Raw genomic sequence first — 15406 nt, forward strand, 5'->3', positions numbered from 1 at the left:
GTTGTAAATATCTAAAAATGAGCTGCTATTCAAATTATCTTTAGATATGCAAGGCGTAAAGACGTATCAAGAAAAGATATTTGCTCAATTTCAGTTGAGTGAACGTGTACCTAAAAATAACTTTTACCGCAGATTAGGTGAAGTATTAGATCTTCATTTTTTGTATGCTAAGACTAAGCCTTATTATGGCAGTTGTGGCCAAAAAAGTGTCGACCCTGTGGTGTTTTTCAAACTCTGTTTGGTAGGCTATTTTGAAAACATTATTGGTGATAGGCCATTGATTACTCACTGTTCGATGCGATTAGATATCCTTTTCTTTGTTGGCTATGATATTGATGAAGACCTTCCATGGCATTCAACGATAAGTAGAACCCGACAATTGTTTCCTGAACTCATTTTTGAGGAGGTATTTAACCAAGTATTTTCGATGTGCGTTGAAAAAGGGATGGTATCAGGTCACACCCAAGCCATTGACTCGGCTCCGATTAAAGCCAATGCGTCCATGGACACTTTAGAGCTCAAAGTGCCAAAAGAAGACTTAGAAACTCACTTGCAAAAAGTGAGGGTAATGAGTAAACCCGATAGAGTTTCTAAACGTAAAGCCAAAGAGAACAAAGCGAATCAAGACCAACAAACCATTCAAGCCAATACCCATGAATTAAAAGGGATACAATCACGAAACAAAAAATGGAAAGAAGACCAAGACCAACGACCAGGAGCATCTAATAAGGGATCTAAATATACCTCAAACAAAACGCATTATTCACCAACCGACCCTGATGCCAGAATAAGTGTTAAACCCGGAAAAGCACGTAAACTCAATTTTATGAGCCAGCTATCGGTAGATACAGGGCACCATGTAATAACAGATATCTGGGCATACCATGCGGATAAGAAAGACAACCAATATCTTCAAGATATCACTCTAAGATTAAAACAAAGACTTTGGCAAAACCGTCTACTCTGGAAAAACTGCTTGGCCGATACAGGCTACAGTAGTGGAGAGAACTATGCCTTTTTAGAAGGGCAAAATTTAGCCAGCTATATACCACCACATGGAACTTACAAAGGCGGTCCCGAAGGTTTTACTTATAGCAAAGAACACAACCATTACATCTGTCCCCAAGGAAAACCCATACCTTTTAAAAAGGTTTTCTATGAAAAGAAAAATAATACCAAAAAGAAAGAATACCGAGGTACACGGCACACCTGTAAAGACTGCCCAATCAAACTAACAATGTATAGGCAAATCTGCCCACGAAAAAAGGATCACCATCACCTATTACACCGAAGAATACGAACGCAATAACGCCCGAATAAAAAGTAAAAAGGGTAAGATGTTTAAAGCAAAACGCTCCAGTACCGTAGAACCTGTTTTTGGTGTACTTACCCAGTTTAGAAGCTTACGAAAAATTAACACCATTGGAATTAAACAGGCAAACAAAGCCATGCATCTATCGGCCATTGCTTATAATCTCAAAAAATACTTGAAATTTACAACCCCAAAAGTGCAAGAAAACAAGAAGGAAGTGCTCGCAATAATAAATTGGATTTTTAGGCCGATTCAACTTCATTTCAAACCCTTTTAAGACACTCAAATTTTACTGCTACTTCGTCTAAAACTAAAAACAAAGTATCCTTAAACGAGCTTTTTTTAGGTCATCATTTTACTTATTGAGGGGTTGCGCAACGATTACCGTTGTTGTAAACAGTTAAATTACCTTATTATCGGGGAATCTATCAATATTTTAAATTAAATCGTACAAATCGTCTTTCCATTCGGATAGGTTTAATTTCATCGCATCGACTTTTAATAGTTTCCCTCTACCAGATTGTTCCTCCATTAAATCTGAATTAAAAAGTGTATAATTTCTATTACCAGTAAAAGAACTTCGAAAGCAGATTCCATCATAGTCTTTCCTAATAATTTCTTCAACAATAAGTTGAGTGTCAAGGTAGATAGAATTGGTACCATTACCTATCGGTTTTGAAAATAATGAATTAATTGCGGAAATTAACTGCAATTCTTTAACTGTAGAATAATTTTGCTTAAAATCCCAAATATTGGGATCAGTAAGGTCAAAAATTCTTAGTTCACTCTTGGAATGAAATTCTCCAATTGACACTAAATCTCCTTTTTGTGCACGGACTTCTAAAACGCTTGTATTGATGTCTTCAGCTAAATATAAGAATCCACAAAATGCTCTGTTAGCCCTTCCTGAATTAATTGCATCTTTAGGCGCAACGCCAATGTCCTTTTTGTCAAATGGAATTTTAACAGCTCTCCCATATTCTCCTGCAACTTCTTTACAACCAATTCGAGACCTATAACCAGATATCTTAGCTGTTTTCTTTTTAATCATTAATTCAGCCTTATTGACTAAATCTGTTGTTGCTTGTAATTTCTTTTTAAAATTATCTTCTGACGTTAAAGAATTTAATAATTTATGATGTTCTTCATTTACTAAAGCCCAAGGACTTGCCCAATGATCATTAAGAACTAATGTTTTAAAATCATTATTTTTAATTGAGTAATACAGTGAATCGTATTTATCATTTTGTTCTATTTGTTTCCAATTAAAGAATAATTCTTCTTCATAGATGGTTACTAAGTAGTCTCTATTTCCATAACGTCCATCCCAATCAGCTTGTGGATAAAAGTAGGCTACATAAGCTTCCAAATAAGGTTTAATATCTTCTATTGTGTCTTGATTTAATCCGAATAAATCTTTATTATCACAAAAGTCGCAATTGTCAATCTTTCTCCCAATTTTTATTATTTCTTCTCGAAGAGCTTCATTGTTTGAACATTTGTAACAGATATTAAATTCTTCCATTATTATTGAGTATGCAGTTTTTTTAGTGAAATTGTTTACAACGGTCTAGTATAAGAGCAGTAGTGGATTTTATGTAACTGCTTTTCGGATTACAATATACTTTAATTAAATGAAAAAACGGTTCAAGTTTGCACAAGAACCGCTATTGCTTTTATACCTTGTTGGGCATAGTTTTTATTCATTCGGTTTAGTATAAGTAACTATATCTATTCCTATTCCATTTGGATCAACAATGGCAAAATGTCTATCTCCCCATGGTTCATTACGAATGTCTATTTCAATTTTAACACCTAATTCGTTCATCTTTTTATATATTTCATCCACGTTATCTACCTCAATAGTAAGATACATTCCTTTTCCTGCAAAAGGCGTTTGAAATATTGGTTTTTGTGTTGGGTGGTTCGGGAGTAAAAAGCTTAATTCTGCTTGTCGATTAGGCGTGTGCATTAAAAGATAGAATTCATTTTCAAAGGTGACGCCAAAACCAAGAATTTTGCTGTAAAAATCTTTTGTTTCGGTTAATTTTTCTGTAATAATTCCTGCGTTTAGTTTCATGTTTTTTGTTTTTTGATTTGTTTGAGAAAACATTGGAGTTGCTGTCAACAATACCAATGACATTTTAATAATAAATTTTTTCATACCTATTTTATTTATGATTACATTACAAATGTATGATGCAACAAAAATTATAGATTGTAAAAAACGGACGTTTTAATAGGTATTGCTAAAAGCTTTACTAGGTGTTACTCCATAAAAGGTTTTAAAATCTTTTATAAAGTGCGATTGGTCATAGTGTCCTGTGTCGTAAAAGAGTTTATTTTGGTTAAGGCTTTGATTAGAAGGTTTTGCTTTTAATATATTTTGAAATTGAACAACTTTACTAAAGGTTTTAGGTGAGTCGCCAATATAAAAGTGAAACAATCTTCTTAATTGTCTAATGCTCAAGCCAACATCTAAATCTTTCTCAAGATTTAGTACGCCATAATTGTTGAGAATAATGTCTATTGCGGTGTACAACCTACTATCATAATCAAAAGTTATTTTCTTTAAAACACTCTCAAAGTAGTGATCAAAACTTGCCTTTATCTCATTGGAGGTCATTTCTTGGTGGAAATGTTTGGCAATGAATTGTGAGGTTTTTGGAGCAAAACCTTCCAAATTTTGGAACTTATTACTTAAATCTTTTGCATTTACTTTAAATATTTGTGGAAATATGGTTGGCAAAAACCGAATACCAACATAATTAAACTCTGGATTAAGTTCGTATTCTGTATATTTTCTGCAAAAGCCAGCAACAAAATTATCCTGTGGCTTATTTATTTCAAATAGTATGTCAATACAACCATCAGAAACCACTTTGTAACTAAAAGGGGTGACTAATTTTTTATTGGTTTTTAATTGCCAATAGCAATATATGTATGGTTGTAGCTTAATAGATGGCAAAAATTCACAATAAGAAACACTTCCACCTGTTGGCATTACAGTCGGTTGAATGGGTTGAAATAGTTCTCGAATATGTTTAGTAATACTCATTTTGCCAAATTTGATAAGTCATTTAATATTAGCAAGCCACCTTAAAACATTCAGAAACAATGCAGCATTATCGCATTCTGGGTCATGAATGGTAACTGGTATTTTTTCGTCATCAATTAGTAAATCCAAGCTTCTAAACATACCTTGGTCTGTAGCAATAACAACTCTACCCATACCGTACTCAAAACCAATCATTCCTGCATAGGCATCAGAGATTTCTTCAATATCTTCACTGTTTTTTGCTGGAGTAAAGTTGGTCGTGTTGTTTGGGAATGCTAATATCACGTCTTCGGGGTTTCTAAAAACCGCTGCTCCACAAAGGAATTTCACATTGTTTGGCATTGGTGTTTTTAGGTTAAGATTGTCCTTAAAAACAGGGTGATCTTTCTTTAAAAGATTGTTTTTATCATTCATCAAGAAATGACTGCATAACCCACCATTATGCCCAAGGTAATTTGGGTGAAAAGCGTAACCATCTCTAAACTTTACCTGAAAAGCTTCTAAAAGCGGTAATGCACCACTACCATTTGGGAAATGACTTAAAAATAAGAGTAAACTTCCACCATTGTATACGTATTTTACAATATCAATTACTTCTTTATTGCTTAACGGAGATTTATACAAGGTTTCTTCCTTTTCACCACTATTTAAGGCAATCTTATCGTTTGGCATACCATGCAATATCAAAATATTGGATTCGGATTTTGCTAAATGTATTGAATCAAGGGGCTGCTTTGTAAACACGAGTTCAAACCCATCAGCCTCCATTATTCTTAACATTTCCCTAGCACTTGCCTTTCCGTATGGTAATGAGTAAATCGTATTATGTGCTTCTGTTACTAATACTTTTTTTGAATGAGTGGTTTTTAACGGTTCAAATTGATACTTAAATATTGTGTCAAATTCAGCTTCAACTGTATTTTGGGCATTTAGTTTTCCTACGAGAATGCAGAGAAATATGAATAAGGCTTTAATCTTCATTTTAGTTACAGTTCAGTATTTTGCGTTCTGTTTCATTATATTCTTTTTGTAACTGTGTACCAAGTTGGGTTGAAAATTTTAAAATTCTAATCAGCTCATCAATGGTTTCTTTTTTAAGAGAGTTGCTCGCTTTACTAACTTCCTCCACTACTTTAGCTTGTAGATTGTAAACATTTTCCAATTGATACATGCACTCAAAACTTAATTCAGAACTGATATTGGTAGATACTGTGGTTTTCCATGCAATATCGGTTAACAGCGGTAATTCCATTTCAACTTTTGTTGTACCTAAGTACCTAAAACTGTACTCATCAATTGAAATAGAATCGTTTATGATAAAGAAATTTGGGTGTTTTGATTGAAGCTCTTTCATCTTAACGGGAGTCGTTATGAGTTCAGTAGTGTTCTGATTATACAAGCCTTTATATTCAGTATATGCCTTTAAAATCGTTTCATAATTGTGAAGAGCTGTATTTAATTCTTTTTTATTACTTCCTATTTCTTCAACTATATTTTTGATTGCAATAGTTTTTTTTTGATTAATTTTTTTTGATTCATTCCAATTATTAAACCAAATGGCCAAATTAATTCCGATAAAAAGCAGAAGGATTTCGCGAAAGATGTATTTCCAATTATTCTTGGCTGATTTTTTTAATGATTTAAACATAGTTGAATTTATTCTTTTTTTTGCGATTTTTTAAAATTTCCTTTTGCCCATTTTTCTTGTAATTCAAGATACTTTTCTTTTGGTTCACATGTTAACCAATCAATATCATTTTCTTTACAAATTTTAGTATGGAATAAAAGTCCAATCAGTGGATGAACAATTATAAATATTAAGCCCCAATGCCCAAACCAACGTACCATCACAAATGAAATTCCTATATAAAAGATAAATTTTCCAGGTATTTTCCATTTAGGGCGCACAAATCGTCCGTTGTGTAAATATCCAACAAACCAAATTATGGCAGCAACAATTATATAAATTAACTCAAAAGTTCTCATTTTTTTTTTTTGACTTTTATTCGTATCAATTACTACACAATGTCAGGTTTTGAAATGGTGTTGGTTTGTTGCACTAAATTATGCCCAACGGTCTGTATATGGTGCGTTGCCGTCCCACAGGGCGGCTATGCACTATATACCTTGTTGGCGGTAGTTCTCTTTAATTTGATTCAACATATTTCTTGAAGTTGTCTAAAATTGCTTGCCATCCTTGTCTTTGCATATCAATCGAGTTTTCATCTTCTACTTCAAAGGTCTCGATAACTTCTGTTTTATCCCCAATTTCTGAAAATGAAATTGTAACTTTTCTACCATCATCTAATTTATACTCCATCAATTCGTTTGGTTCGATTTTTGTAAATGTCGCAGTGTAATCAAAGGCCATACTGCCATCCTTGGCAGCCATGTGATAGTTGAGTTTTCCGTCTACTTTCAAATCATGCTCGGCTTTTGGGCAATGCCATTCGGGCGATGCAAAATTCCAATTTTTGATATGTTCGGGGGTTGTCCATAGTTCCCAAACTTGATTTACTTTCCTGTTAATTGTGTTTTGAACTTTTACCGTTTTCATTTTTAGTCTTTTAAGTTTTTTAATAAGTTATCTAAATTTTCATATGCCATTGACAAGCCTTCTTTCATTCCCATCTGAATTACTTGCTGCAAATGTTCTTCAGAAGCATATTGAGTGATTACAGTTACAGCGGTTTGAGTAGAATTTGATACAAAATTATTCTTGAACTTAGCAACTGGCATTTCTTGATTTATAATACCATGATCGTCACAAAAAGCATCCTCACCTGAAAATTCGAAAGGCTTGTTAACCTTTTTATAGGTAGTTAGTCCCCAATGTTCTTCTCCGTTCGGCCCACACATGGCATAAAGTCTTTGCCCATTTTCTTCGAAGACCATCCGTTTGGTTTTGGACTCCCATGGTTTGGGTGCCCACCACTGGTCAAGTAGTTCTGCTTCTGTCCATGTACGCCAAACAAGGTCAATTGAGGCATTAAATATTCGAGTCACTGTTAGTTGACTTCCGTTTGTTCCAAATTTTGTCTCAGTCATTTCGGTTTTCTTTATTGTCCTGTAGTTTAGTTAACAGAGAGTCTAATTGGTCAAAGCGTGACTCCCAAATTTTACGGAATGGTTCTAGCCAATCAGCAACTTCAGATAGGGTTTGAGCTTCTAGTTTACAATAGCGTTCTCTTCCTTCCTTATTGATTGAGATAACCCCACATTCCTGCAAATATTTAACATGAAGTGATACTGCTTGCCTTGTCATATCGTACTTATCTGCTAGAGCATTTACATTTTGAGCTTCTGTCGTTAAGGACATTAGTATGCTCCTTCGTGTTGGGTCTGCAATGGCATTGAAAACATCTCTTCTCATAATTACTTAATTAGATATGCAAGTTATAGCTTGCAAATATAAGCGCAAGATTTTACTTGCGCAAAATAATTTCCTTAAATTTTTGATAATAGAGGTTGTTTTGTTAGGTGTTTTCTAATTACCGCCAACGGTTAGTATATGAAAAGTAGGCGATTTCGAAGCACGAAACTTTCGGTTAAGCACAAGCTTTATATGAGTAAAAAGCCTTGATTTTACTGCTGTTTTGCCTATTTTTTATATACATTGTTATGCCCTTTTTTTATTTTTCACGTTCTGTTTTTAGCGTTGGCAAAGACATACTCTTTTACAATTTCAGGCTTGCGTGTTGGCTTGTGCGAATTGTAAATGTGTATGGCTTTAAGCGTTGGCTATTCAGTTACTTGCTCAATTTTAAAATCCTAAATGCTCCTTGAATTACCAAACCAAAAACAATTGTTCCAATAATTAAGTCAGGTTTGCTTGAGTTCAACCAATTTACCAAAAGTCCAGCGATTATAACTCCCAAATTTATGATAACATCATTTGAGGTAAAAATCATACTCGCTTTCATATGAGCCTCTTCTTTACTCTTTGACTTTTGCAAAATGTAAAGGCAAATTCCATTTGCGATAAGTGCAAAAATCGAAACAATAATCATAGTTGAAAAGTCGGGAAGTTTCTCGTCTCCGAAAAATCTCCTTAAAACTTCCACAAATCCAATAATCGCAAGTGTTATTTGAAAATACCCAGCAAGTTTTGCAATCCGTTTTTTCTTAATCAACGTTCCTCCAACCGCAAACAAGCTAATTCCGTAGACGAAACTGTCGGCAAGCATATCTAAACTATCTGCAACAAGTCCCATTGATTTTGAGATTATTCCTGTTGTCATTTCGATAATGAAAAAGGCAAAATTGATTGCAAGTACAGACCAAAGTAGCTTTTTTTGGTTTGCATTTTCATTAAATGCCGTTTGGTTGGTCTGTTCGGTCGAAATTTTCTTGCCGCCTAAATTTAGTTCGATAACGGACTTTTCGATTTGGTCGGTTTCTCCGCTGTGAAAAACGGTCAATTTTCGGTTTGGAATATCAAAGTCCAAATTTTCAATACTTGAAATTTCGTCCAGTTTCATTCGGATTAAATTTTCCTCTGAAGGACAATCCATTTTGGTTATTTCAAAGATTGTTTTTTGCATATCTATTAACAGCAACTTTTATTTTCTTGAATTGGTGGACAAGGCACAGTACCATATGAACAATAAACACAACAATCTCCCTCTTTTGGCTTTAAAACCTGCTTACAATTTTCGCATTCGTAGAAAAATTGACAAGCGTTTGTTGGCATATCTTCCACTTTTTTATGTCCGCAGTTTGGACAAGTGATTTCAGACTTTAATATAGTTTCCATTAATTTTATTTTTTGTCGGTTACTTTATAACCCGTTGAATTAATTGCTTTCTCAATTTCCGTTTCACTGGTTTTGGTCCTATCAAATTCAATGATTGCGTTTCCATTTTCGTAAGACGCTTTTGAGTTTACAATTCCATTGAGTTTATTTACTTCGTGATTGACGTGTTCTTCGCAACTCGCACAAGTCATTCCGCTGATTTTAAATTCCGTTGTTTTAATGTCCGATTTGTCAACTACGATTACTTGCTTTTCTGTATTTGGATAAAAAATTCCTGAATAGTATGGGAAAGCCAACATCACAATTGCAAATACAGTTACAATTCCTAAAAATTTCTTTGATTGTATAAATTTTGGTTTCTCGTCCGTTTCACATTCGCAGTCAATTTCTTTTCGAGGTTTTAGTTTTTGATACCAAGCAAAACCAAGAACTAAAATTGTAAGTCCGATTAAATAAGGTCTAAAAGGTTCTATCCAAGAAAATGTTGAAGCAATTCCGCTTGTTCCTGCAATTAAAGCCAAAACTGGTGTAATACAGCATAAAGAAGCTGTAATTGCAGTTAACAAACCTGCACCAATTAATTTGTTTTCACTTTTCATATCGTTTCTAAAATTTTGTTTTTATCAAGTATCTCAAAGAATGGATTTAGCATTTTTTCGTATTCAGCCGTGAGTGAATAAAAAATCGTTTGGGCTTCTCTATCGGTTTCCAATAGATTTCGGTCTTTCATTTTTCTCAAATGTTGAGAAATAGCAGAAATATTCATTCCGAGAATATCGCTCAAATCACAAACGCAAAGTCTTTTTTCTTCAAATAGCAGGTAAAGAATTTTCAGTCGAATGCTATTTCCGACTAATGAAAGTCCGTTTGCTAAATAGTCGAAGGATTCGTTTAATTCCGAAACTGTGTCTTTGCAACGATTTATTTGTTCAATATCGGCTTGTTGTCTTATGCAAGAGTTATTATCCATAAAACAAAGTTACGGTTATTTATTATTTAAGCAAATACTTAAATACATAATTTTCAAGCGTTGGAAGAAAATAGCTCTTTTGGTTTTTTTGCATTGGCTTTCGTGTCGGCAAAAACCAAATGTGCTATTTGTGCGGTTGGCTTTTTTTTAATTGGGCATAACGTTTAGTATATGGCAAGTAGGGCATTAGAATGCGATGAGCTTTCAAGTTTGCACTGAGCCAAAACGTTGTATTTTGTTTTTAATTTATTCATTCTTAAAAGCCAAATCAACGATTTGGCGGTGTTTGTAAATAGCACTGAACTTTCGTAAACCACAAACGCCCTATTTGCTATATACAGTGTTGTATGGCGTTTTAATTCTTAATCATTATTCCGTCCAACTTATCTTTATCAATCCAGAATTCCACAGTTTTCGATTCAAGTTCTTTATCAATCTTTTCATTCCGTATTTTATAATTCTGAATAACAACTCGAACCTTGATTCTGTCTTTTTCTAATTGAACTATTTCGGTATCATAAATCCGTTTACTAATGCTTTTGTCGTAATTCTCTATTTCCAGAAACTGGTCATTAAAGGAACCATGGTCAACATAGATTGCCCTTCTTTCAATTAAAACCGTCTTACCATTATTTATCAATAAGTGAGCTGTGTCTTGAGGCATCACATAATGTCTAACACTTCGCTTTTCCGGCTTTTTAATTTTTAGCCAATCATGTTTAAAGTCCAGTTTTATTTGGGTGTTCAAATAATCTGAATTGAGAGAATCAATTTCAACATATCCAATGTTCCAGCTCCCTTGTGAAAAGCAACTGGTTCCAATGAACCCAATTAAAATTATGCTTAAAATATATCTCATTAGATTTTCTTTAATGCCATACAACGTACGTGTATATGTACAAGTAAATATATACGCACTATATGTTTTATTCCAAATGTATGGAATCTAAAGGATTTTTTATTTTTTTAAATGAACTTATAGCAACATGTGTGTAAATTTCGGTTGTTCTGCTACTATTGTGCCCAAGAAGGGTTTGAATATATCTTAAATCTGTTCCTGCTTCTAATAAATGAGTGGCGAAGGAATGTCTTAAAATATGTGGTGTTACCTGTTTGTTGACCCGTGCATTTTTTGCTGAATTTTTAATAACCTTTGATACGCTTTCGGGAGAATATTTCCCACCGCGTAGCCCTTCGAATAAATATTTTTTTGGTTTCCATTCCTTGAAATAAACTCTCAAGTCTTTCAGAAGTGATTCAGATAATAATGTATATCTGTCTTTGTTCCCTTTAGCTCCCTCTACTCTAATGGTCATTCTTTTACTGTCAATATCAGATATTTTTAGATTTAACAATTCGCTTCTTCTCAGACCTGAAGAATAGAGTATACCTATAATACATCTGTGTTTTAAGTTGATGGTGTTATTTATTATGATACTAATATCTTCTTTACTTAATACTTTAGGTAGTACTTGATTCTTTCGAGGTCTTTCAATTGCGTAGAATCTATTAGGCATTTCTAAGACTACTTCGTAATAAAACTTGATCGCATTTATGGCTTGATTAAGATAGCTATTTGATCTATTTTCTTGAACAAGTTTCTGTAAATAGGATCTCACATCATTTTCATTTAAACTTAACAAATTGACATGTTTATAATGGTTAATGAAAGCTTCAAAAAACTTAACATATGTCTTAACGGTATTGTTTGAATATTTCTTTAGTTCTAATTTCATTAAATATTCTTCTGGACAGACTCTATAATTTTTATCAACTGTACGTTTTCTGAACCAATTGACATCAATGGGGCCATTTTCTATGTCAATAGGTCTATTGATAAAAAAGTGACTGCAATTAACCCAGGCAACACCTCTAAATTTTTCAAATATTTTATCCAAATTAGATTTGTTATTTAATATATAGACCATGCCAAACTCATTACTCCATTTAGGATTTGGAAGTTCCTTTATTAAAGCTTGAATAACTTTATTAGGGTAGAATTTTAATCCAATTTGTTTTTGATTTTCGATCAGTAGGTGTTTAAGAGTAATCGCATATTGGTGGTTATATTTCATAATGACTCAAAAGTAGAGTAACGGTTGAGTAAAAAATGGAAGTAAATGATTATAAACGTTTATAAGTGATTACAAACGACAACAAATGCTTACCAACACTTAGAGAAAATAGAAACGGGTGATTAAAAAACTTTTATCAAACCTCTTAAGTATTATGTAAGTAACTGTATTACAGCTATTATGACTTTTGTTCGTGGCGTTGTGTCTCATTTAGGTATAGAAATGGGAGTCGAACCTATATCTTTTTGGTAATCAACATTATAGGTTGTGGAGGGAATATTTTTGTTATTTGAAATACAAAATCAATTATTTTGTAGAACTCAGTAAAAACAATACTTTCAGAGATAAAAAAAGCTCAATCAAATCAATGATTGAGCTTTAAGTACCCTCCGTGGGACTAATGTCGAATCAATTTGATAAAGATTTGAAGAAATTATCAGAGCTTTATCATCATATAAAAGTGGCCTAGTTATTTAGACAAAATAATCGTCCCGAAAATCTATATAAATATCCTAATTTCATAAATTTGTTTCAAACATTTCTGGATAAATGACTGAAATAGGTAAGTTTTTAAATAAGAAATCAGTAAACAAGGCTGAAATAGCTAGACGTACTGGAATAAGCACTTCTCGCCTAAGCGAGTTGAGTTTAAAAGAATCAACACGTTTTACAGTAGAAGAATTATATCTAATAGCTTTAGCAATAGATATCAAACCCGCAATTGTACTGGAAGAAGTATGTAAAAACTTAAAACTTAATCCTCGATAATGGCTAAAGTACCTTTTAAAGTTTCCGCAAGGACAGCAAAATTAATTGGTTTAGAGAATTTCTCTAATGCAGAAGGTGCTATAATAGAGCTTATAAAAAACACCTATGATGCTGATTCCAAAATTTGCATTACAATATTTGACTTACAATATAAAGAAATTGAAAACCTTTCTAACGAAAGCAATGAGACGTCTGAAAAGGAACTAGTACTGGATAGAGATAATAGTAACATTTTTATCATAGATAATGGTGAAGGAATGACAGATTCAATAATCTCTAATCAATGGATGACTATTGGAACAGATGATAAGTTATACTCTCATACTTCCGAAGATGGAAGAGTAAAAACTGGAGCAAAAGGAATAGGTCGATTTGCATTAAACCGACTTGGTCTATCTACAGAAATGTATACTATCTCAAAAACAAATAAAGACATTGGACACTATTGGAAAGTCAATTGGGATGATTTTGATAAAAAGGGAGCTGTTGTTTCTCAAATCAATGCTGAATTGTTAGATAAACCGAATTTAGATTTAAAAAATCTTTTACATAACAGATTTGAAGAAAATCAACAAATTGCCGAAGTAATACAAGAGAAATCATTTTCCAATGGAACTATCATAAAGATTTCAAATCTTAACGATAATTGGGAGTTTGAACAACTGAAAAAGCTTTATGATAATTTAGAAATGCTTTTACCTCCAAAAGAACAAAATGATTTTGAAATCCATTTCTTTTCCACAGATAATCTTGATGAATTCGGCAAAGTCAAAAGTGCATATTATGATGACTTTGATTATAAAATTAAAGCAGATTACAAAGATGACAAAGACAGAACTCTAGAGCTAAAAATCACTAGAAACGAATTTGATATTGATGTAATAGAAAAACGTTATAAGGAACTCTTTGACTATAAGCAAATGAAGAGTTTCCCATATCGTTTAGAAGACTTACAAGAAAAGACAATAACCTTAAAGACTAGTTTAAACGACTTGTTTTCTTCTGAAGTTGATGATAATTTAATAGCTAAAATAGGCAAGTTTGGATTTACATTTTATTTTTTAAAGAATACCATATCTGATGATAAACAAGATGGAGATATTAAGAAATATCCATATAAAAACTTTAATAGCACGAATAGAAAAACTTGGCTTAAAAAATTTGGTGGAGTAAAAATTTTTAGAGATGACTTTAGAATAAGACCATATGGAGAAAAAGGTGAAGATTGGTTAAAACTGGGTGAACGTCAAGGTCAAAGTCCTGGTGGTGCAGGGCAAAAATTAGGAGGTTATAGAATTAGACCTAACCAGATTGCGGGAACTGTAAATATTTCTAGAATTTACAATGAAAGTTTTCAAGATAAATCTGGACGAGAAGGAATACGTGAGAATGATGTTTTTGATTTATTCAAAAACTTATTGATTGAAATTATAAGCCTTTTCGAGAATGACAGAAATGTCATTATGTTCCACCTTTCAGAATTGTATAAAAAAAGAAATAAAGAAGAAGAGGAAAAAAGAAAAGCTCAAGAAGCCGCAGAGAGAATTAATAAGGAGGAAGAAGAAAAAGAGCAAAATGAAGACCCTTCGGAGGACAATGACGACACTCAAGACGATGATCCTACAACTGAAGGAGCTACTGACACAGAAAAATCTTTAGCAAAAGGGATTAAAATTCTATCTCAGGAGATAGAAAATAAAGATGAAGAAATTCGATTGCTTAGAACTTTTGCCAGTACAGGTCTTATCATCTCTTCTTTTGCCCATGAAGTAAAAAGCTTAAGGTCTAGATTGATACCTAGAACCTCGTTTTTACTTCGAGAACTTAAAAACCATATTAACGAAAAAGATCTTAATCATTTAGACAAGGATGACAATCCTTTTTATATGATTAAACTAATTCAGGAAGAAGATACTAAACTCAAACATTGGCTAGAATATTCTCTGAATTCAATTACTAGAGATAAACGAGAAAGAAGGAACCTGAGTTTTGGAAGTTATTTTGAAAGCTTTAAATCAAATTGGCAAAAAGCCATCGAGCAAAGAAATGCAACAATAGTATTAAATGGAACTAATGACGACAACTATACTATAAGAGCTTTCGAAGTAGATATGGACTCGATATTTAATAATCTTCTTTCTAATTCTCTTAATGCACTAAAAGGTGTGAAAAGAGAGAAAAAACTAATAGAAATAAGTTGGAAAAGGGTTAATGACACTATCGAAATATTGTTTTCTGATAATGGAAAGGGGTTAGCCTCACAATACAAAAAAAATCCGGAAGATATATTCAAGTTATTAGAATCGTCCAAAACAAATAAGAAAGGAGAAAAAATTGGTACTGGGTTAGGTTTATATATAGTTCAATCAATAGTTGAACAGTATAATAATGCTTCCATCAGCATTATGAACATAGAGGATGGATTAACTCTTAAACTAGAATTCCAAGTAAGAAAAGGTAATTAAAA

General features: G+C 32.8%; 18 protein-coding genes. 4 read left to right on the forward strand and 14 right to left on the reverse strand.

The features are described 5' to 3' along the window. The first annotated feature begins 46 nt into the window (after window positions 1-46). Window positions 47-1309 (forward strand): transposase, encoded by a 1263-nt coding sequence (locus KFE94_06245; GenBank protein ID UTW67710.1) that lies wholly within the window; start codon window positions 47-49, stop codon window positions 1307-1309. Next, entirely contained in the window at window positions 1275-1589 is a 315-nt protein-coding gene (locus tag KFE94_06250; GenBank protein ID UTW68224.1) for a transposase, read from the forward strand. The genes KFE94_06245 and KFE94_06250 overlap by 35 nt, the downstream gene beginning before the upstream one ends. Before the next feature lie 159 nt (window positions 1590-1748). Here KFE94_06250 and KFE94_06255 read toward each other — a convergent pair whose 3' ends face one another. The 14 genes from KFE94_06255 to KFE94_06320 form a co-directional block, all read right to left on the reverse strand. Continuing rightward, the gene (locus tag KFE94_06255; protein ID UTW67711.1) at window positions 1749-2837 is read right to left on the reverse strand and encodes an RES family NAD+ phosphorylase; all 1089 of its coding nucleotides are present in this window, start codon (window positions 2835-2837) and stop codon (window positions 1749-1751) included. 174 nt (window positions 2838-3011) lie between these two features. Next, on the reverse strand, window positions 3012-3392 hold the full coding sequence (locus tag KFE94_06260) for a VOC family protein (protein UTW68225.1): 381 nt from the start codon (window positions 3390-3392) through the stop codon (window positions 3012-3014). 156 nt (window positions 3393-3548) lie between these two features. Continuing rightward, window positions 3549-4370 (reverse strand): AraC family transcriptional regulator, encoded by an 822-nt coding sequence (locus tag KFE94_06265; protein UTW67712.1) that lies wholly within the window; start codon window positions 4368-4370, stop codon window positions 3549-3551. Between the two features lie 18 nt (window positions 4371-4388). Beyond that, window positions 4389-5351 carry a hypothetical protein gene (locus KFE94_06270; GenBank protein ID UTW67713.1) on the reverse strand — a complete coding sequence of 321 codons (963 nt, stop codon included), beginning with the start codon at window positions 5349-5351 and terminating at the stop codon, window positions 4389-4391. A 1-nt stretch (window position 5352) separates the two neighbouring features. Then, window positions 5353-6018: a hypothetical protein gene (locus KFE94_06275; protein ID UTW67714.1), complete on the reverse strand. Its 666-nt coding sequence runs from the start codon at window positions 6016-6018 to the stop codon at window positions 5353-5355. Window positions 6019-6026: 8 nt separating this feature from the next. Further along, window positions 6027-6356, reverse strand: a complete 330-nt coding sequence (locus tag KFE94_06280; protein ID UTW67715.1) for a hypothetical protein — start codon at window positions 6354-6356, stop codon at window positions 6027-6029. 160 nt (window positions 6357-6516) lie between these two features. After that, window positions 6517-6927 (reverse strand): SRPBCC family protein, encoded by a 411-nt coding sequence (locus KFE94_06285; protein UTW67716.1) that lies wholly within the window; start codon window positions 6925-6927, stop codon window positions 6517-6519. Window positions 6928-6929: 2 nt separating this feature from the next. After that, a complete protein-coding gene (locus tag KFE94_06290) occupies window positions 6930-7418 on the reverse strand; it encodes an SRPBCC domain-containing protein (GenBank protein ID UTW67717.1) in 489 nt (162 codons plus the stop codon). Then, window positions 7411-7743: a helix-turn-helix transcriptional regulator gene (locus tag KFE94_06295; GenBank protein ID UTW67718.1), complete on the reverse strand. Its 333-nt coding sequence runs from the start codon at window positions 7741-7743 to the stop codon at window positions 7411-7413. Before KFE94_06295 ends, KFE94_06290 begins: the two co-directional genes overlap by 8 nt. Before the next feature lie 376 nt (window positions 7744-8119). Then, window positions 8120-8914, reverse strand: coding sequence for a cation transporter (locus KFE94_06300; GenBank protein ID UTW67719.1), 795 nt, complete (start codon window positions 8912-8914; stop codon window positions 8120-8122). Between the two features lie 217 nt (window positions 8915-9131). After that, the gene (gene merTP / locus KFE94_06305; GenBank protein UTW67720.1) at window positions 9132-9725 is read right to left on the reverse strand and encodes a mercuric transport protein MerTP; all 594 of its coding nucleotides are present in this window, start codon (window positions 9723-9725) and stop codon (window positions 9132-9134) included. Further along, window positions 9722-10096 carry a winged helix-turn-helix transcriptional regulator gene (locus tag KFE94_06310; protein ID UTW67721.1) on the reverse strand — a complete coding sequence of 125 codons (375 nt, stop codon included), beginning with the start codon at window positions 10094-10096 and terminating at the stop codon, window positions 9722-9724. Before KFE94_06310 ends, merTP begins: the two co-directional genes overlap by 4 nt. A 355-nt stretch (window positions 10097-10451) precedes the next feature. After that, on the reverse strand, window positions 10452-10955 hold the full coding sequence (locus KFE94_06315) for a hypothetical protein (GenBank protein UTW67722.1): 504 nt from the start codon (window positions 10953-10955) through the stop codon (window positions 10452-10454). A gap of 67 nt (window positions 10956-11022) precedes the next feature. Then, window positions 11023-12171, reverse strand: coding sequence for a tyrosine-type recombinase/integrase (locus KFE94_06320; protein ID UTW67723.1), 1149 nt, complete (start codon window positions 12169-12171; stop codon window positions 11023-11025). Window positions 12172-12720: 549 nt separating this feature from the next. Between KFE94_06320 and KFE94_06325 the strand changes: the two genes are divergently transcribed. Together KFE94_06325 and KFE94_06330 are read left to right on the forward strand one after the other, a co-directional pair. Continuing rightward, the gene (locus KFE94_06325) at window positions 12721-12939 is read left to right on the forward strand and encodes a helix-turn-helix domain-containing protein (GenBank protein UTW67724.1); all 219 of its coding nucleotides are present in this window, start codon (window positions 12721-12723) and stop codon (window positions 12937-12939) included. After that, on the forward strand, window positions 12939-15404 hold the full coding sequence (locus KFE94_06330) for an ATP-binding protein (GenBank protein ID UTW67725.1): 2466 nt from the start codon (window positions 12939-12941) through the stop codon (window positions 15402-15404). The genes KFE94_06325 and KFE94_06330 overlap by 1 nt, the downstream gene beginning before the upstream one ends. Window positions 15405-15406 lie beyond the last annotated feature (2 nt).

This window comes from bacterium SCSIO 12643 (assembly GCA_024398135.1).
Classification (GTDB): domain Bacteria; phylum Bacteroidota; class Bacteroidia; order Flavobacteriales_G; family Salibacteraceae; genus CAJXZP01.